The 16,439-nt window shown below is 50.9% G+C and carries 11 protein-coding genes; 6 read left to right on the top strand and 5 right to left on the bottom strand.

Annotated elements, in window-relative coordinates; all coding sequences use genetic code 11:
* Window positions 1-206 precede the first annotated feature (206 nt).
* Window positions 207-1,289: a tRNA (uridine(54)-C5)-methyltransferase TrmA gene (gene trmA, locus RSA72_RS10860; protein WP_332633179.1), complete on the bottom strand. Its 1,083-nt coding sequence runs from the start codon at window positions 1,287-1,289 to the stop codon at window positions 207-209.
* A 234-nt stretch (window positions 1,290-1,523) separates the two neighbouring features.
* Complete coding sequence (gene putA / locus RSA72_RS10855; RefSeq protein WP_443098294.1) at window positions 1,524-5,267, bottom strand: trifunctional transcriptional regulator/proline dehydrogenase/L-glutamate gamma-semialdehyde dehydrogenase; 3,744 nt, start codon at window positions 5,265-5,267, stop codon at window positions 1,524-1,526.
* A gap of 123 nt (window positions 5,268-5,390) precedes the next feature.
* Here putA and RSA72_RS10850 point away from each other — a divergent pair, with 123 nt between their 5' ends.
* A complete protein-coding gene (locus RSA72_RS10850) occupies window positions 5,391-5,888 on the top strand; it encodes an Lrp/AsnC ligand binding domain-containing protein (RefSeq protein ID WP_332623535.1) in 498 nt (165 codons plus the stop codon).
* Between the two features lie 83 nt (window positions 5,889-5,971).
* Here the strand turns inward: RSA72_RS10850 and putP are convergent, their stop codons facing one another.
* A complete protein-coding gene (gene putP, locus RSA72_RS10845; protein ID WP_332623536.1) occupies window positions 5,972-7,513 on the bottom strand; it encodes a sodium/proline symporter PutP in 1,542 nt (513 codons plus the stop codon).
* 440 nt (window positions 7,514-7,953) lie between these two features.
* On the opposite strand from putP, the gene aspA reads away from it, so the two are divergent.
* The gene (gene aspA / locus RSA72_RS10840) at window positions 7,954-9,402 is read left to right on the top strand and encodes an aspartate ammonia-lyase (protein ID WP_332623540.1); all 1,449 of its coding nucleotides are present in this window, start codon (window positions 7,954-7,956) and stop codon (window positions 9,400-9,402) included.
* A gap of 111 nt (window positions 9,403-9,513) precedes the next feature.
* On the opposite strand, the gene RSA72_RS10835 is transcribed toward aspA, so the two are convergent.
* The gene (locus tag RSA72_RS10835) at window positions 9,514-9,765 is read right to left on the bottom strand and encodes a hypothetical protein (RefSeq protein ID WP_332623537.1); all 252 of its coding nucleotides are present in this window, start codon (window positions 9,763-9,765) and stop codon (window positions 9,514-9,516) included.
* On the opposite strand from RSA72_RS10835, the gene RSA72_RS10830 reads away from it, so the two are divergent.
* The 4 genes from RSA72_RS10830 to RSA72_RS10815 all read left to right on the top strand — a co-directional run bounded on the left by RSA72_RS10830 (window position 9,764) and on the right by RSA72_RS10815 (window position 15,868).
* The gene (locus RSA72_RS10830; protein ID WP_332623538.1) at window positions 9,764-10,123 is read left to right on the top strand and encodes a hypothetical protein; all 360 of its coding nucleotides are present in this window, start codon (window positions 9,764-9,766) and stop codon (window positions 10,121-10,123) included. The two genes, RSA72_RS10835 and RSA72_RS10830, sit on opposite strands and share 2 nt — an antisense overlap.
* 117 nt (window positions 10,124-10,240) lie before the next feature.
* Complete coding sequence (gene mfd / locus RSA72_RS10825; RefSeq protein ID WP_332633175.1) at window positions 10,241-13,699, top strand: transcription-repair coupling factor; 3,459 nt, start codon at window positions 10,241-10,243, stop codon at window positions 13,697-13,699.
* A gap of 220 nt (window positions 13,700-13,919) precedes the next feature.
* Entirely contained in the window at window positions 13,920-14,354 is a 435-nt protein-coding gene (locus RSA72_RS10820) for an HIT domain-containing protein (protein WP_120401265.1), read from the top strand.
* Window positions 14,355-14,413: 59 nt separating this feature from the next.
* Complete coding sequence (locus RSA72_RS10815; protein WP_332624492.1) at window positions 14,414-15,868, top strand: adenylate/guanylate cyclase domain-containing protein; 1,455 nt, start codon at window positions 14,414-14,416, stop codon at window positions 15,866-15,868.
* A 197-nt stretch (window positions 15,869-16,065) separates the two neighbouring features.
* On the opposite strand, the gene fdx is transcribed toward RSA72_RS10815, so the two are convergent.
* Window positions 16,066-16,404: an ISC system 2Fe-2S type ferredoxin gene (fdx, locus tag RSA72_RS10810; protein ID WP_068908266.1), complete on the bottom strand. Its 339-nt coding sequence runs from the start codon at window positions 16,402-16,404 to the stop codon at window positions 16,066-16,068.
* Between the last annotated feature and the right edge of the window lie 35 nt (window positions 16,405-16,439).

Here is a 16,439-nt window from a genome sequence, read left to right as displayed (position 1 = left end):
AGGCTTCAGGAGCTGGTTCGCTGTTCAGGGCATTACATTGTGTGGCTTCCTAAATTTTGCTTTAACTACTCCGCAACAGCCCTCTTTAACTTCCTAAGCCTCTAAATAAAATTTAGAATCTAAAAAATGCCAGTCAATTTCTGAACTGACTGGCATTATCTGCTTGAATTCTTTTTAGGTTGGGCAAATGACTGGAAAGAACTGAGTTAAATCTTTTCCAGCAAAACGCCGGATTCCACATGATGAGTGTAAGGGAACTGGTCGAACAGGGCAAACCGGGTGATTTTATGCGTTTGCGCCAAGGTCTTTAAATTGTCATGCAAGGTGTCCGGATTGCATGAAATATAAATAATGCGCTCGAAGCGCTGCAGCAGCTTCAGTGTTTCATCGTCAATGCCGGCGCGCGGCGGATCGACAAAAACGGTGTCAAAATCATAGCCGGCAAGATCAATTTCGGCTTCCTGCAGGCGGCGGAATTCGCGTTCGCCGTTATAGGCCTGAGTAAACTCTTCCGCAGACAGGCGCGCCACCTGAATGTTGTCAATGCCGTTCTGCTCAATATTCCACTGCGCAGCATATACCGAGGATTTGGCCAGTTCTGTTGCCAGCACGCGCTTGAAGCGGGTAGACAATGGCAAGGTGAAATTGCCGTTGCCGCAGTAAAGCTCCAGCAAGTCTTTATCTGACTGCTGCGCTGCATTGCATGCCCATTCCAGCATTTTTTGGCAGACTTTCGCATTTGGCTGGGTAAAGCTGCTTTCAATTTGCTTGTATTTATAGGTGCGGTCAAAGACCTGCAGTTCTTCAACCACATAATCATCGGTCAAAATCAGCTTCTGGCCGCGGCTGCGTCCATAAATCTTAATATTCAGCTGTTCTGACAGCGCTTTGGCTGCAGTTTCCCATGCCGCATCCAGCGGGCAGCGGTAAACCAATGAAACCAGAATTTCACCTTTTAAGGTCGCCAGAAAATGCACTTCAAATAGGCGCTTAGACAATGCAGGATCGGCTTTCAATGCATCTAAAAGCTTAGGCATTAAGGCATTAATGCTTTGGTCGGCAATCGGGAATTCATCAATGCGGACAACTTGCTTCTGCTGGTCTTCATTGCGTTCAAACATGGCATAAAACATATCATTTTCAGTATGCCAAATCCGGAATTCTGCACGCATGCGGAAGTTCTGCTCAGCTGAAGCAAACACTTCTAAAGCCGGCGGGCTGTATTCGGCAAATTGGGAGGTGATGCGCGCAGTTTTGGCATCAAGCTGCTGCTGATAGGATGAAGTCATATGCAGTAAAAATCGCAATAATTTTAAAAAGCCGATGGTAGCAAAATTTTGCCGATATGCCTAAAAATATTGTGATGCAAAGCCATTCATTTGAGGCTGCTCAGGCGAGTAGCGCACAATGCTGGCGGCGCAAATGCGGCTGCTGGCCGGCGCCATAAAAAAAGCCAAATCTTCAATGACCAGACTGAAGATTTGGCAGGATGGGAGAGCGTATTTCTTCTTGTTTTAATTTGCCTAGTTCATGGTCATCAGGCTGGCGTTGCCGCCGGCCGCTGCGGTATTAATGCTGATGGCGCGTTCAATCACAAAGCGTTCCAGCGGAATATCGGCTTCGCCCGGGTTCAAGTGGGTAATGCCGACAATCGCGCCGTTCCTGCGCGCAATCTGCGCCTGCAGCTGCAGCAGTTCAGCCGATGAACCGTGATGCAGCACAGCTTCATAGTCGCCCTGATTCAAGTCAGCAATTACTTTGAACTGCTGCGCTATTTCCTTAGGCATGCTTGGCAGATATTTCAGCACGAAAGTATTATTGGCTAAAACGCTTGGCTGGCTTCCGGCTGCGAATATTGCCAGCAGCTGGTGAATCTGGTCAGTTTCCTGTTCCGCCAGCGACAGCACGCTGTGGCGCGGCAGAATGGCGTACTGGTTATTTTCACCGGTCGGGCCTTGCAGCTCAAAATGCTGTCCAACGGCAATCGGTTTCGGCAGGCTCAGCGCCAGCTGCGGGAAGGTCTGCTTGACCCAGGCCAGGAAGCGGTCAAAAACCGGATTCGCGGCGGCAGCCGTCATGGCTTTGGCTGCAAAAGGCGCCGCCAGTTTTTTCTGCGCGCATTCGTGCATCAGGCGGTATGCATACAGCGGGCCGCCCGCTTTAGGACCGGTGCCAGACAGGCCTTCGCCGCCAAAAGGCTGCACGCCGACAACAGCGCCGACAATGTTGCGGTTAATGTACAGGTTGCCGACTTTTGCATGCGCAATGACTTTTTGAATGGTTTCATCAATGCGGGTATGCAGGCCCATGGTTAGGCCGTAGCCTTTGTCATTGATGCGCTGCAGCAGCTGTTCCAGCTCGCCGTATTTGTAAACAATCATATGCAGCACTGGGCCAAAGACTTCACGTTCCAGATCATCCAGATTCGGCAGTTCAATCAGCGTCGGCGGAATAAAGGTGCCGCCGGCCAAAGCCTGCGCATCTGCATTGCGCATCAGCTGATGCACCGGATAGCCCTTGCTGCGCATTTTATCAATATGGTTCTGAATGTTCAGCTGCGCTTCCTGATCAATCACTGGGCCGATGTCTGTCTGCAGCAAGGCCGGGTTGCCGACGCGCAGCTGCTGCATTGCGCCTTTAAGCATGGTGCGCACAGCATCCGCATTGTCTTCTTGCACGCAGAGGATGCGCAGGGCGGAGCAGCGCTGTCCGGCGCTGTCATAGGCCGAGCTGACTACATCTAAAATAACCTGTTCGGTCAGGGCGGATGAATCCACAATCATGGCGTTTTGGCCGCCGGTTTCAGCAATCAGCGGAATGCTTTGGCCATGCTGGTTCAGGCGCTGCGCCGCGGTTTTCTGCAGGATGCGGGCAACTTCGGTTGAACCGGTAAACATGATGCCTTGAATGCGCGGGTCTGCGCTGAGCTGCGCGCCGACGGTTTCACCGCGGCCCGGAATCAGCTGCACCGCAGCCTGCGGCACGCCGGCTTGCCATAAGATGCGGACGGCTTCCGCTGCAATCAGCGGGGTCTGTTCGGCCGGTTTGGCAATTACGGTATTGCCTGTGACCAGCGCAGCCGCAACCTGTCCGCTGAAGATTGCCAGCGGGAAGTTCCACGGGCTGATGCATAGCACGGTGCCCAAAGGCTGAATAGCGGCATCTGCGCTCAAGTCCTGCATTTGCGCTGCGTAATAGCGCAGGAAGTCTACCGCTTCACGCACTTCTGCAATGGCATTGGCATAGGTCTTGCCACTTTCGCGCGACAGCAGAATCATCAGCTCCTGCAGGCGTGACTCCATTAAATCGGCAGCGCGGCTTAAGCATTCGGCGCGCTGATGGTGATGCATTGCTGTCCAGTCTGCTTGCGCATGCAGGGCATGCTCTAAGGCCAGATTCACCTGCTTGCTGTCAGCCTCATGCACATAGCCCACAGTATCCTGATGCTTTGCCGGGTTTTGAATGGCAACCGGCGCGGTATCCGGCAGCTCATCAAAAGCTGCGCCCATTGGCGCTGCCTGCCATTGCTTGCCTGCCAGCTGCTGCGCGGTCTGGTTAAGCGCGCTGAGTTCGGCATCATTCGCCAAGTCCAGGCCGGATGAATTGCGGCGCTGCTTGCCGTATAGGTCTGCCGGGAAAGGAATAGACGGATGCTTGGCGCCAACCTGCTGTTCCTGTTTGGCAGCCAGCAGGATAGTTTGACGCGGCTCTTCGATCAGATCGTCAATTTTCAGGCTTTTATCGGCAATGCGGTTGACAAAAGAGGTGTTGGCGCCATTTTCCAGCAGGCGGCGCACCAAGTAGGCCAGCAGGGTTTCATGGTTGCCGACCGGCGCATAGATGCGGCACGGAACGCCGAGCTTGCTGTCCAGACGCTCGCCTACAACTTTTTCATACAGCGGTTCACCCATGCCATGCAGGCATTGGAATTCGTACTGGCCGGCATAATAGTGTTCAGGCTGCGCCAAATGATAAATGGTTGCCACTGTCTGCGCGTTGTGCGTGGCGAACTGCGGGTAAATCAGTTCAGGCGCGGCTAAAAGCTTTTTCGCGCAGGCAATATAGGACAGGTCGGTATGCACTTTGCGGGTGAACACCGGGTAGTCGCTCATGCCGTCAATTTGCGCTTTTTTAATTTCGCTGTCCCAGTATGCGCCTTTGACTAAGCGGATCATGAGGCGCTTATTGCTGCGCTTCGCCAAGTCCACAACATAGTCGACCACATAGAAGCAGCGTTTCTGGTAGGCTTGAATTACAAAGCCGATGCCTTTCCAGTCGGCCAGCGCAGGCTCAAAGCACAGCCGTTCCAAAAGCTCCAGAGAAATTTCCAGGCGTTCAGATTCTTCGGCGTCAATGTTAAGGCCGATATTGTAGTTTTTAGCTAAAACCGCCAGCTGCAGCACTTTGCCGTACAGCTCATCATGCACGCGGTCAATCTGCGCGCGCTGATAGCGCGGGTGCAGGGCCGAAAGCTTGATGGAAATACCCGGGCCATTATAGACATCTTTGCCTGCAGAGGCTTTGCCAATGGCATGAATGGCATTTTCATAGTCGTCAAAATAGCGGTCTGCATCGTGTTCGGTCAAGGCCGCTTCGCCCAGCATGTCATACGAATATCTGAAGCCTTTTTCTTCTAAAGATTCAGCATGCTGCAGCGCTTCTTCAATGGTTTCGCCGGTAACGAACTGTTCGCCCATCATGCGCATGGCTGCATCGACCGCTTTGCGGATAATGCCGCGGCCGCTGCGCGCCAGCAGGCCGGTCAGCATGCTGGACAGGCTTTTCTGCTGCGGGGTTTCCATCAGCATGCCGGTCAGCATTAGGCCCCAAGCCGCCGCATTGACAAACATCAAGCTGCTTTGGCCGACATGGTCTTTCCAGTTGCCTTGATTGATTTTGTCGCGGATCAGCAGGTCGCGCGTGGCTTTGTCTGGAATGCGCAGCAGCGCTTCGGCCAAGCACATCAGGGCAATGCCTTCCTGTGAAGACAGCGAGAACTCCTGCAATAGGCCCTGAACAATGCCGGCTTTGCCTGCAGAGCTTTTCCGCTCGCGCAGTGAGTGCGCAAGGTCAAACGCCAGCTTGTAAATTTGGCTGTTGAGGCTATCCGGTATTTCACTGTGCTCAAGCAGATTTTCAACGCACTGGCTTTCAGCCCGGCGCCAAGCTGTATTCACCGCGCTTTCATACTGGCTTTTTTCCTTAAACTCAGTAATGTATTCAAAGTGCGGTTTTGCATCATCAAAATGCGTATCTGTGTCTGTCATATTCATGCCAACGTCCTGTGACGATAAATTTAAGTTGAGCGAATAGCCTCATATAATTTATGATTACAGAAAGGATGCCAAATAACTCACTATAATCCTGCTCATATTTAGAGAATTATTCAGATGACGAGCCAAATTCTGAGTTTAGACCGAACGGATTTCAAAATTCTGGAAATTCTGCAGAATGACGGCCGGATTTCCAATATTAAGCTGGCGGAAAGGGTGAATCTGTCTGCAACAGCGGCCTTGGCGCGGGTGCAGAAACTGACCAAAGACGGCTTTATTTTAGGCTATGAAGCCAAGCTGAATGCGGAGCTGCTGAACGCCAGCTTTGTGGTGTTTGTAGAGATCCTTCTGGATAAAACCACGCCCAATGTGCTGGAGGAGTTTTCTGATGCGGTGGTGCAGTATCCGGAAATTGTGGAATGCCACATGATCAGCGGCGGTTTTGATTTTGTGGTTAAAATCCGCTGCGCCAGCATGGAGGAGTTTCGCAAAATTTCGGGGCAGGTGCTGTGGCAGCTGCCGGGGGTGAAAGAAACCCGCAGCTATCCGGTGATGGAGGTAATTAAGGAAAGCTCCAAGATTAAATTGAAATCTCCGTTCAAGCAGAAACCGTAAGGCGCAGATCCATAAACAGGTAAGGGGCAGATTAATCTGCCCCTTACCTGTTTTGCTGAAAAGCTTATCGTGCTGAAAGATTTTTAGTCTAAGCGAGGGTCTGAAGCAGGCAAACGCGGTTCCTTCAGTTCCTGCATGGCTTGCTTGTACAGTCCATCGGCGTGTTCAAAGCGTTCCACGACATCCTGAGACGGCGCTTTGCCCATTAAGCTGACCGTGATGATGCTGATGAAAGCCAGAATGAAGCCCGGAACAATCTCGTATAAGCCGGTATCCGCCATGGTGTTTTTCCAGACAATCACGCTGACTGCGCCGACAACCATGCCCACAATTGCGCCGTTCAGCGTCATTCTTTTCCAGAACAGCGAAAGAATAATCAGCGGGCCGAAAGCCGCGCCAAAACCGGCCCATGCATAGGCAACCAAGCCAAGCACTTTGCTGGATGGATTGCTGGCCAGCCAGATCGCCAGAATCGCAATCGCCAATACCATGAAGCGGCCAACCCAAACCAGCTCGCTTTGAGAGGCGTTTTTGCGGAAGAAAGCTTTATATAAGTCTTCGGTCAGGGTGCTGGAGCAGACCAGCAGCTGGCAGCTGAGCGTGCTCATTACCGCAGCCAGAATCGCGGCCAGAATCACGCCGGCAATCCAAGGGTTAAACAGGATTTTAGTTAATTCCATAAAGATGGTTTCAGGGTTCTGGCTGACTGAGGCTGCCAGTTCCGGGTGCATCTGAAAATATGAAATGCCGATGAAGCCGGTCGCGACTGCGCCGCCAAGGCACAGAATCATCCAGGTCATGCCGATGCGGCGCGCCGCCGGAATGGTTTTCACAGAGTCCGCCGCCATGAAGCGCACTAAAATATGCGGCTGGCCAAAATAGCCTAAGCCCCATGCCAAAGATGAGATGATGGCGACAAAGCTTAAGCCCGAAACCATATTCATCGCATGCGGATGCGCTTCGGCCAGCATGACGGTCATCTGCTGGCTGTGGTCGCCAATTGCCAAATAAGTAATGACTGGGGTCAGCAGCAGGGCGAAAATCATTAAGCCGGCTTGGAAGGTATCTGTCCAGCTGATGGCCAGGAAGCCGCCGATGCAGACATAGCTGATGGTGGCAATCGCGCCGATCCATAAGGCTGTAGTGTATGACCAGCCAAACAGGCTTTCAAACAGGCGTGCGCCGGCAACCATGCCGGAAGCGCAGTAAATCGCGAAGAAAACTAGAATCACAATAGCGGAGCTGACGCGCAGAATTTTTTTCTTGTCGCCAAAACGGCTGGTGAAATAGTCGGGCAGGGTCAAAGCATTATTCTGCACTTCGGTATGCACCCGCAGGCGGCCGGCAACCAGCAGCCAGTTGAGCCATGCGCCAATGATCAGGCCAATCGCAATCCATGCTTCAGACAGTCCGGAAAGATAAATTGCGCCGGGAAGGCCCATCAGCAGCCAGCCGCTCATGTCTGAAGCGCCTGCGGATAATGCCGTGACCACACTGCCTAAACTGCGTCCGCCTAAAATGTAATCTGAGAAATCATTCGTGGATTTGTAGGCATACAGTCCAATGCCGACCATCGCCACGATGTAAAACATGAAGGTGATTAATGTGGGGTTAAGTTGACTCATATGCCCATCCTTTGTCCTTGAAGATCATCGGTCCGCGATGACTTTTTGTGCATTTTTGCAAGGAGCTGATTCAAGCATAAAAATAAAATTACGTTCTGTAACATTTCGACAGGATTTATAGTCATGTTATGCAGCGAAATGTAAATTTGGATACAAAGAGGATCAGCCTCTTTATTATCATCGCATTTTTTATTTTTGACTGCTGCTGGCGCAGATTAAATGCGCGCTGCGGCGGAAAAGCGCCGTGACGCCGCGTCAAAGCGGGAATGGCGCTATTTTCAGCAGGTTAAATTACACAATGTTACATTGGTTGCAGAAAGCGGGAACTTGTAATGAATTATTTCAAAATCTGCATCAATTAATTGTATTTAAAATCAGATGCAGGTATAAGATTTTACTATGCACAACTTTGGTGCGTTTAATTGCGAGTACTTTTAAAAGTGACTACGGTTCAATCGGAAGAAACAAGAATAGAGCGCGATTTGCTTGGCGCAAAAGAAGTCCCGGCAGAAAGCTACTACGGCATCCATACAGTACGTGCCTTAGAAAATTTTCAAATCTCCGCCCATAAAGTCGGCGAAAATCTCCCATTCATCCGCGCTTTGGCGCAGGTGAAAAAAGCATCGGCGCAAACTAACCTGAAGTTTAGCCAAATTTCTGCAGAAATCAGCGAAGCGATTCAGCAGGCCTGTGACCAGCTGATTTCAAATCCTGAACAGTGGAGCAGCGCGTTCCCGCTGGATGTCTATCAGGGCGGCGCGGGTACTTCAATCAATATGAACTGCAATGAAGTGATTGCCAATATTGCTTTGGAGCAGCTGGGCCTGGGCAAAGGCAGCTATTCGCATATTCATCCCAATGATCATGTGAATAAGTCGCAGTCCACCAATGATGTTTACCCGACGGCATTGCGCTTAGCCGTGTATTACAGTCTGGATGAGCTTCTGGCGCCGCTGCGCGGCATTATTGACAGCCTGCATGCCAAAGCTGCTGAGTTTCAGCCTGTGGTTAAAATGGGCCGGACGCAGCTGCAGGATGCGGTGCCTATGACGCTGGGTCAGGAGTTCCGGGCTTTTGCAACCTTATTGAAAGAAGACCTGAAGCTGATTGACAATACGCGCCAGCTGCTGCTGGAAGTGAACTTAGGCGCAACGGCAATCGGCACAGGCGTGAATACGCCGAAGGGCTATGCCTGTGAGTCGGTTCAGGCTTTGAAGGAAATCACCGGTTTGCCGTTAATGGGCGCGGAAGACTATGTTGAAGCGACTAGCGACTGCGGCGTGTTCATTATCCTGTCCAGCACGCTGAAGCGCCTGGCGGTGAAGCTGTCGAAAATCTGCAACGATTTGCGCTTATTGAGCTCAGGGCCAAGAACAGGCTTGGCGGAAATCCGCTTGCCTGAACTGCAGGCGGGTTCATCCATTATGCCGGCCAAAATCAATCCGGTGATTCCAGAAGTGGTGAACCAGATTGCATTTAAAGTGATTGGCAATGATTTGACCGTGACGATGGCTGCTGAAGCGGGCCAGCTGCAGCTGAATGTGATGGAGCCGGTGATTGCCGTTTCTATTAATGAATCAATTGATCTGCTGCGCCATGCGCTGGAAACGCTCGATGTGAAATGCATTCAGGGCATTCAGGCCAATGAGCAGGCCTGCTATGACGCGGTTATGCGCAGTGTCGGCATTGTTACGCTGCTGGACCCGATTCTTGGGCATGCCAAGTGTGACGAAATCGGCAAGCAGTGCATTGCTGAAAATAAAACCATTCAGCAGGTGGTGCTGGAGCAGAATCTGCTGACGCAGGCGCAGCTGGATCAGATTTTCGCTTTTGAAAATCTGGTTTCTGAAGTGCAGTCTGGACAGCCAGGCCTTGCGCAAGTGTCATAATGCACTGCTGAGGCAGACTTAAAAGCGCTATTTGTGCGGATGCCAGTCAGTGGGAAAACTGACTGGCATTTTATTTTTTAAATCATGAATTGAATTTGATAGGCGTAATCGTTATCCGCTGCTTTGTTTGCATTGCAAGGCAAAGCGGCAACAGAGGGGCAATACCGCTTGAACCTCTGATTTAAAACGCTCAGCCTGCGCTGTGAATCGCCAAAAAGCAGAAGCATTGATTCCTGAAGCTCTTGATTGATCAGCATTCAGCATTTTCTGCCGCTTTTTTAGTTCAATTGCGGATCTGCCTGATCTAAAGCCGGCAATCCGTTTTAGAATAGCCTCACCGAATGAAATAAACTGTATTGCCATGTTTGATAAAATTTCCGCCTTATTTAAAGGCAGCCAGCCCAGCCCCGAACAGCTGTATAAAGAACAGCATCAGATTGAATATGCGCAAGGCAAGGGCTATATTGTCGGCGGCGTTGTGCTGAATGAGGCGCTGTCTGCGCGCTTAGCGTATTTATCCAACCGGCGCATGTCGGCATTTGATGATCTGAAAGCGCTGTATGGCGCAGCCATGATTATTAATGAAAAAATTGATTTGGAAATCGCCAGTCAGCGTTTCGCTGTGCATGTGGGCAATTCTGAAGAAAACCTGCTGGAATTTAAGCGGATTGTAAAAATCCTGAATGACTATTACCGCAATTTCATGCGGGAGCGCAAATAAGCGCTTATATGCTGATGATTCTGCTGGCGGCCGTTGCGCGCCGGCAAAAATAGCTCAAGGAATAAAAACAACGTGCTAAAATAAGCCTCAGGTTGTTTAGACTTTAAAGCTATATACATGTTCCAACAAGAAATTTCCCAACTGAACCTTGCCCGGCTGAAAGCGGGCGAAAAACGCTGGATTGGCAATCTCCAAGGCTCAGCGACAGGGCTGCTGTTTAAAGAAATTGCCGGGCAGTCCAAGCAGCTGTTCATCATTGTGGCCCGCAGTAATCAGCATTTGGGGCAGTTGGAAAGTGAGCTGGAATTTTACGGCATTAAGCCGGTTATTTTCCCTGACTGGGAAATCCTTCCCTATGACCGCCTTTCGCCGCATCAGGACATCGTTTCTGAACGCCTGGCGATTTTATCCAATATGCCCGCCGCGGGCGTATTGCTGATCTCGGCTTCAACCCTCGCGCAGCGCGTAGCGCCGGCGTCTTGGGTGCTGGGCGAACACTTTGATATCCGCGTAAAGCAGAAATTTGACTTGGAGCAGCAAAAGCTGCGCCTAATCCAGGCCGGCTATCATCTGGTTGATACGGTTTATGATCATGGCGAATTCGCTGTCCGCGGCAGCATCATGGATATTTATGCTTCAGGTCAAGCCGCGCCAATCCGCATTGACCTGTTTGATGATGAAATTGACAGCCTGAAGTTCTTTGATCCGGAAACCCAGCGCACCACACAGGCGCTGCAGAATTTCACGGTCTTGCCGGCCAAAGAGTTTCCATTAAAGGAAGGCCGTTCGGTTTTCCGTGACCGCTATGCGGATCAGTTTCCGGCAGCCAATCCGAAAAAAAATCCGATTTATCAAGATGTGCTGGAAGGCATTGCTTCGCCGGGCATTGAGTTTTATTTCCCGCTGTTTTTCAGCGCGGAAGCCATGCAAAGCCAAAGCACGCTGACATCGTACTTGCCAAAGAATGGCATTGTCATTACAGATCAGCATGTGGATGATGGTTTGGCGCAATTTTGGAAAGAGGCTGTACGCCGTTATGAAGACCGCCGCCATAATGCTGACCATCCAATTTTGCCGCCGGAGCAGCTGTTTCTGCAGCCGGGCCAGGTGCTGGAGCAGCTGAATCATTTTGGCCGGATGATTGTGTCGCAGGACAGCTTTGAAGAAAAAGCCGGCGTGCTGAATATCCGCGCAGAAGCGCCGCCGCGTCTGCCGGTCGATCCGAAGCGTGAAAAGCCGTTCACTGAAGTTAAAAACTATATTGACCATGTCAGCCATCCGGTGCTGCTGGTGGCGGAAAGCGCAGGGCGCCGTGAAACATTGAAAGATGCCTTGCGCCCGGCATTAGGCGATATTCCTTATGTTGCCAATTTTAAAGAATTTACGGATTCGCTGCATGCCATTGCCATTACCAATGCGCCTTTAGAGCGCGGCCTGCTGCTGACTGGTAAAATCAGCGTTATTTCAGAAAATCAGCTGTATGAACACCGTGTAGTGCAGCGCCGGCGCAAGCGCCAGCAGGAAGTTTCCGAAGAATTCCTGATCCGCAGCCTGACCGAGTTGAGCATGGGCGCGCCTGTGGTGCATATCGATTATGGCGTGGGGCGTTACGCGGGCTTAATCACCTTAAGCATTGATGATCAGGATCATGAATTCCTGCAGCTGGACTATGCTGATGCCGCCAAGGTGTATGTGCCTGTCACCAATCTGCACTTGATCAGCCGCTACAGCGGCGGCGATCCGGACTTGGCGCCCCTGCATAAGCTGGGCACCGACGCATGGAATAAAGCCAAGCGCAAGGCGCTGGAGCAGATTCATGATGTGGCGGCGGAGCTGCTGCATATTCAGGCGCGCCGCCAGTCCAAGCCGGGTTTCGGCTTTGCGCTGGATCAAAGCCTGTACATGCAGTTTGCCAGCGGTTTTGCCTATGAAGAAACGCTGGATCAGGCCAACGCCATTGATGCAGTGCTGCATGACATGCAGCAGGCCAAGCCGATGGACCGTCTGGTCTGCGGTGATGTTGGCTTCGGCAAGACTGAAGTCGCGATGCGGGCAGCTTTCGTCGCGGTGCAGAACAGCCGGCAGGTGGCGGTGCTGGTGCCGACAACTTTGCTGGCGCAGCAGCATTATGAATCATTTAAAGACCGCTTTGCCGACTGGCCTGTGCGGGTTGAAGTTTTATCCCGCTTCGGCACATCCAAATCGCACAGCAAAACCATTGAGGATTTGGCCGAGGGCAAAGTCGATATTGTGATTGGCACGCATAAAATCCTGCAGGAAAATGTGCAGTTTAAAAATCTGGGCCTGATGATTGTCGATGAGGAGCACCGCTTTGGTGTGCGCGATAAAGAGCGCATTAAAGCCATGCGCGCAGATGTTGATATGCTGACTTTAACCGCAACGCCAATCCCGCGCACGCTGAACATGGCGTTCAGCGGCATGCGCGACTTGTCCATTATCGCCACGCCGCCGGCGCGCCGCCTGGCGGTCAAAACCTTTGTGCAGGAGCATACCGGCGAATCGGTGAAAGAGGCGATTCTGCGTGAACTGCTGCGCGGCGGGCAGGTGTATTTTCTGCATAATGAAGTGGAAACCATAGAGCGCGCCGCAGAGAGCCTGCGTGAATTGGTGCCGGAAGCGCGCGTAGCCGTGGCGCATGGGCAAATGCGCGAGCGCGAGCTGGAGCAGGTCATGCAGCAGTTCTATCACAAAGAATACAATGTGCTGGTCTGCTCCACCATTATTGAAACCGGCATTGATGTGCCGAATGCCAATACCATTTTGATTGAGCGGGCAGACAAGCTTGGCTTGGCGCAGCTGCATCAGCTGCGCGGCCGTGTCGGGCGTTCGCATCATCAGGCTTATGCCTATCTGCTGGTGCCTTCCATTAAGGGCTTAAAGGGCGATGCGGAAAAACGCCTGGATGCCATTCAGCGCGCTGCCAATTTAGGCGCAGGCTTCATGCTGGCTACAGAAGACTTGGAAATCCGCGGCGCGGGCGAGCTGCTTGGCGAACAGCAAAGCGGCTCCATGCAGGCGATTGGCTACAGCCTGTATATGGAAATGCTGGAAAAAGCCACCAAAGCCATCCAAAAAGGCCAAACGCCTAACTTCGATGCGCCGCTTTTACTTACGGCGGAAATCAGCCTGCACATGCCGGCTTTAATTCCGGATGAGTATCTGGGCGATGTGCATCAGCGCCTGCTGTTCTACAAGCGCATCAGCAACACAGACAGCGCTGAAAAGCTGGACAATATCCGCATGGAGCTGATCGACCGCTTCGGCATTCCGCCGCAGCCGGTGAAGCAGCTGTTTGCCGTGCATCAGCTCCGCCTGAAAGCCGAGCAGCTGGGCATTACCAAGATAGACATCAGCAGCAGCGGCGGGCATATCGAATTTTCGCCGGATACCCCGGTGCAGGCCATCAGCATTATTCAAATGATGCAGAAGCATCCGACCTTCTTCAGAATGGAGGGCGGGCAGCGCCTGAAAGTGATGGTGATGCTGGAAGAATACGATAAGCGCATTCAGTTCCTGCATGACCTGCTGGACAGTTTGCTGAAAGAACTGCACTGAGTGCGGAGCTGGCGGGCGCCTGCATCAAAAGCTCAGCGCATGATTGAGCGCTTAGGATGAAATGACTGATTTTCTGCAGATATTTATTAAAGATCGAGCTGTGACGCAGATCAAGTTAAATAAGCGTTATTTATACTGAAACACAGAGCTGATAATATTCACGTCCATAAGGATGTGATAGTATTAGGCATCATTTTAATTTTGCATCATTAATAAAGATATGTTTAGTTTACATCCGCAACTTGCGCAAGATACGTTTTATGTAGGCGACTTTCCACTGTCAACATGTCGTTTAATGAATGATATGCAATTTCCGTGGCTTATTCTGATTCCCCGCGTACCCGGCATTACAGAACTGTATGAATTAAGCCAGGCCGATCAGGAACAGTTCCTGCGTGAATCCAGCTGGCTGTCCAGCCAATTATCCCGCGTATTCCGCGCAGACAAAATGAATGTGGCTGCTTTGGGCAACATGGTGCCGCAGCTGCATTTCCACCACGTTGTGCGCTATCAGAATGATGTGGCTTGGCCTAAACCGGTTTGGGGCACGCCTGCTGTTCCTTACAGCAATGATGTGCTGGCGCATATGCGTCAAACCCTGATGCTTGCGCTCCGCGGTCAAGGCGACATGCCGTTTGACTGGCGTATGGACTGATCCTGAAAACGGACCATATTAGGGACATATGGCTGTGATTGTCTGCAAGGAGTGAGTGTGTGCCGCTAGACGATTGGATCAAAAAAGAACCGAAGCAGTTTGAGTACTTTCATCGGCTGATGGGATACGTAATGCTGTCTTTGGTCACGCTCGTCTACCACTACACTCAGCCGGACACGCAGTATCAAATTTACCTCCCGGTTTTCCTGCTGGGCGCGCTGCTGGTTACGCCAAAGCTGTCGCGCTGGCTGGTCTACCGCTACAATAATAAAGTAAAGCGCACCGTTTTATTCATTATTGATATTGTGATTATTGCGGTCATGCTGGCCGCTGTGCACTTAAATTTAGTGCTGACCTTTTTAGCGATTTTCGCTTTGCTCTACGCAGCCATCAGCAACAAAATTTCATTCCTGATGGTGTCCTTAGCCAGCCTGATCGGCATTGTGGTTTTTTATAGCGCCACAATCTTTATTTTCGGCTTTCATGAATATTTTGAGCCGACCAGCAGTGAGCTGACTGTTTTAGGCTTTATCTGCCTGATTACCTATTTTGGCGTCGGCAGCTTTTATCAGCGCAGCCAAGTGCAATTCATGGCGAAGAAAAAAGATCATTATTTTGATCAGATGAACCGCTACATGGAGTTTGCAAACCAGCTGAGCCGCTATGCGCCGCTGCAGCTTTGGCAGTCCATCATGAAAGGCGAGTCGGAAGCGAAAATTGAATACAAGCGTAAAAAACTGACCATTTTCTTTTCAGATATTCAAGGCTTTACCGAACTTTCTGAAACGCTGATTCCAGACGACCTGGCCTTCCTGCTGAATGACTACCTCAGCCACATGACTGAAATCGCCAAGCAGTATGAAGCGACGGTTGACAAATTCATGGGCGATGCAATCCTGATTTTCTTTGGCGACCCGCACAGCCAAGGCGTAGAGCAGGACGCAAAAGTCTGCCTGGAAATGGCGATGGTGATGCGCCAGCAAATGAAACTGCTGCGCGAGCGCTGGATTAAAATGGGCTATCCGCCGCTGCATATCCGCATGGGCATCAGTACCGGCTATTGCCACGTGGGCAACTATGGCGCTGCGCACCGCATGGCATATACCATTGTCGGCCGTGATGCCAACTTGGCGGCCCGCTTGCAAAGCGCTGCGGAAGTCGATGAAATCCTGATTTCTGATGATACCCATCAGCTGGTGAAAAATGACTATCTATGCGCGCCGAAAGCGCCGATTTACCTGAAAGGCATTAAAGGCCCGGTGCGCACATGGCAAGTCATGGAAAAATACACCTCCAAGAAAACCGATTATCAGCGCTGGTTTGATTATGAATATAAAGGCTTCCATCTGCTGCTGAATTTGGATGAAGTGCAGAATTTTGAGTATCCTGAGCTGATTCTGGTGCTGGAAAAAATGATTAAGCGCCTGCAGACCCAGCAGAAAATGACCAACTCAGAAGGCATCGTGAAGCTGAATCTGGAAGATGAAGTGATTGTGGAAGATGTAAAGTCTTAAATTATTTGGCGTATAAAAAAGACCGCTGTATAAGTTCTAATATTGATCAGTTAAGCGTAATTTCATTATTACTTATGATAATCCTCCCCAACCCTCCTTTTTAAAGGAGGGTTGGGGAGGATTAAAAATGCTTAACTGACTGGCATTAGCTGTATAAGCGCCCTTTTTAATGCGCTAAGCTTCAGCTTGACTGAGGCTTAGTGATTTTCTGAAGCATGGTTGATGGTGTATTTTGGGATTTCCACTTCCAGGTCTTCATTTTCAATTTTAACCTGGCAAGACAGGCGTGAGTCCGGTTCTAAGCCCCAGGCGCGGTCAAGCAGATCCGCCTCAATATCATCCATTTCATCTAAGCCGTCAAAGCCTTTGCGGACAATTACGTGGCATGTGGTGCAGGCTTTGGACATATCGCAGGCATGTTCAATTTTAATGCCGTTGTTCAGCAGGCTCTGGCATAAATTGGCATTCTGCTCAACTTCAAACTCAGCGCCATTCGGGCAAATGGTTGCGTGAGGCAGTACTTTAATACGTGGCATAGTCTTTACCTATAAATTAGTTTGAGTTTGACCAG

Source organism: Acinetobacter sp. (assembly GCF_036659555.1).
Classification (GTDB): domain Bacteria; phylum Pseudomonadota; class Gammaproteobacteria; order Pseudomonadales; family Moraxellaceae; genus Acinetobacter.
The sequence above is the reverse complement of the archived record's forward strand: the minus strand, read 5'-3'. Positions and strand labels throughout refer to the sequence as shown.

Excerpts from the sequence above, each read along its gene's own strand:
- trmA (WP_332633179.1), bottom strand. The coding sequence starts at position 1,289 with ATGACTTCATCCTATCAGCAGCAGCTTGATGCCAAAACTGCGCGCATC.
- putA (WP_443098294.1), bottom strand. The coding sequence starts at position 5,267 with ATGACAGACACAGATACGCATTTTGATGATGCAAAACCGCACTTTGAA.
- RSA72_RS10850 (WP_332623535.1), top strand. The coding sequence starts at position 5,391 with ATGACGAGCCAAATTCTGAGTTTAGACCGAACGGATTTCAAAATTCTG.
- putP (WP_332623536.1), bottom strand. The coding sequence starts at position 7,513 with ATGAGTCAACTTAACCCCACATTAATCACCTTCATGTTTTACATCGTG.
- RSA72_RS10830 (WP_332623538.1), top strand. The coding sequence starts at position 9,764 with ATGTTTGATAAAATTTCCGCCTTATTTAAAGGCAGCCAGCCCAGCCCC.
- RSA72_RS10835 (WP_332623537.1), bottom strand. The coding sequence starts at position 9,765 with ATGGCAATACAGTTTATTTCATTCGGTGAGGCTATTCTAAAACGGATT.
- mfd (WP_332633175.1), top strand. The coding sequence starts at position 10,241 with ATGTTCCAACAAGAAATTTCCCAACTGAACCTTGCCCGGCTGAAAGCG.
- RSA72_RS10820 (WP_120401265.1), top strand. The coding sequence starts at position 13,920 with ATGTTTAGTTTACATCCGCAACTTGCGCAAGATACGTTTTATGTAGGC.
- fdx (WP_068908266.1), bottom strand. The coding sequence starts at position 16,404 with ATGCCACGTATTAAAGTACTGCCTCACGCAACCATTTGCCCGAATGGC.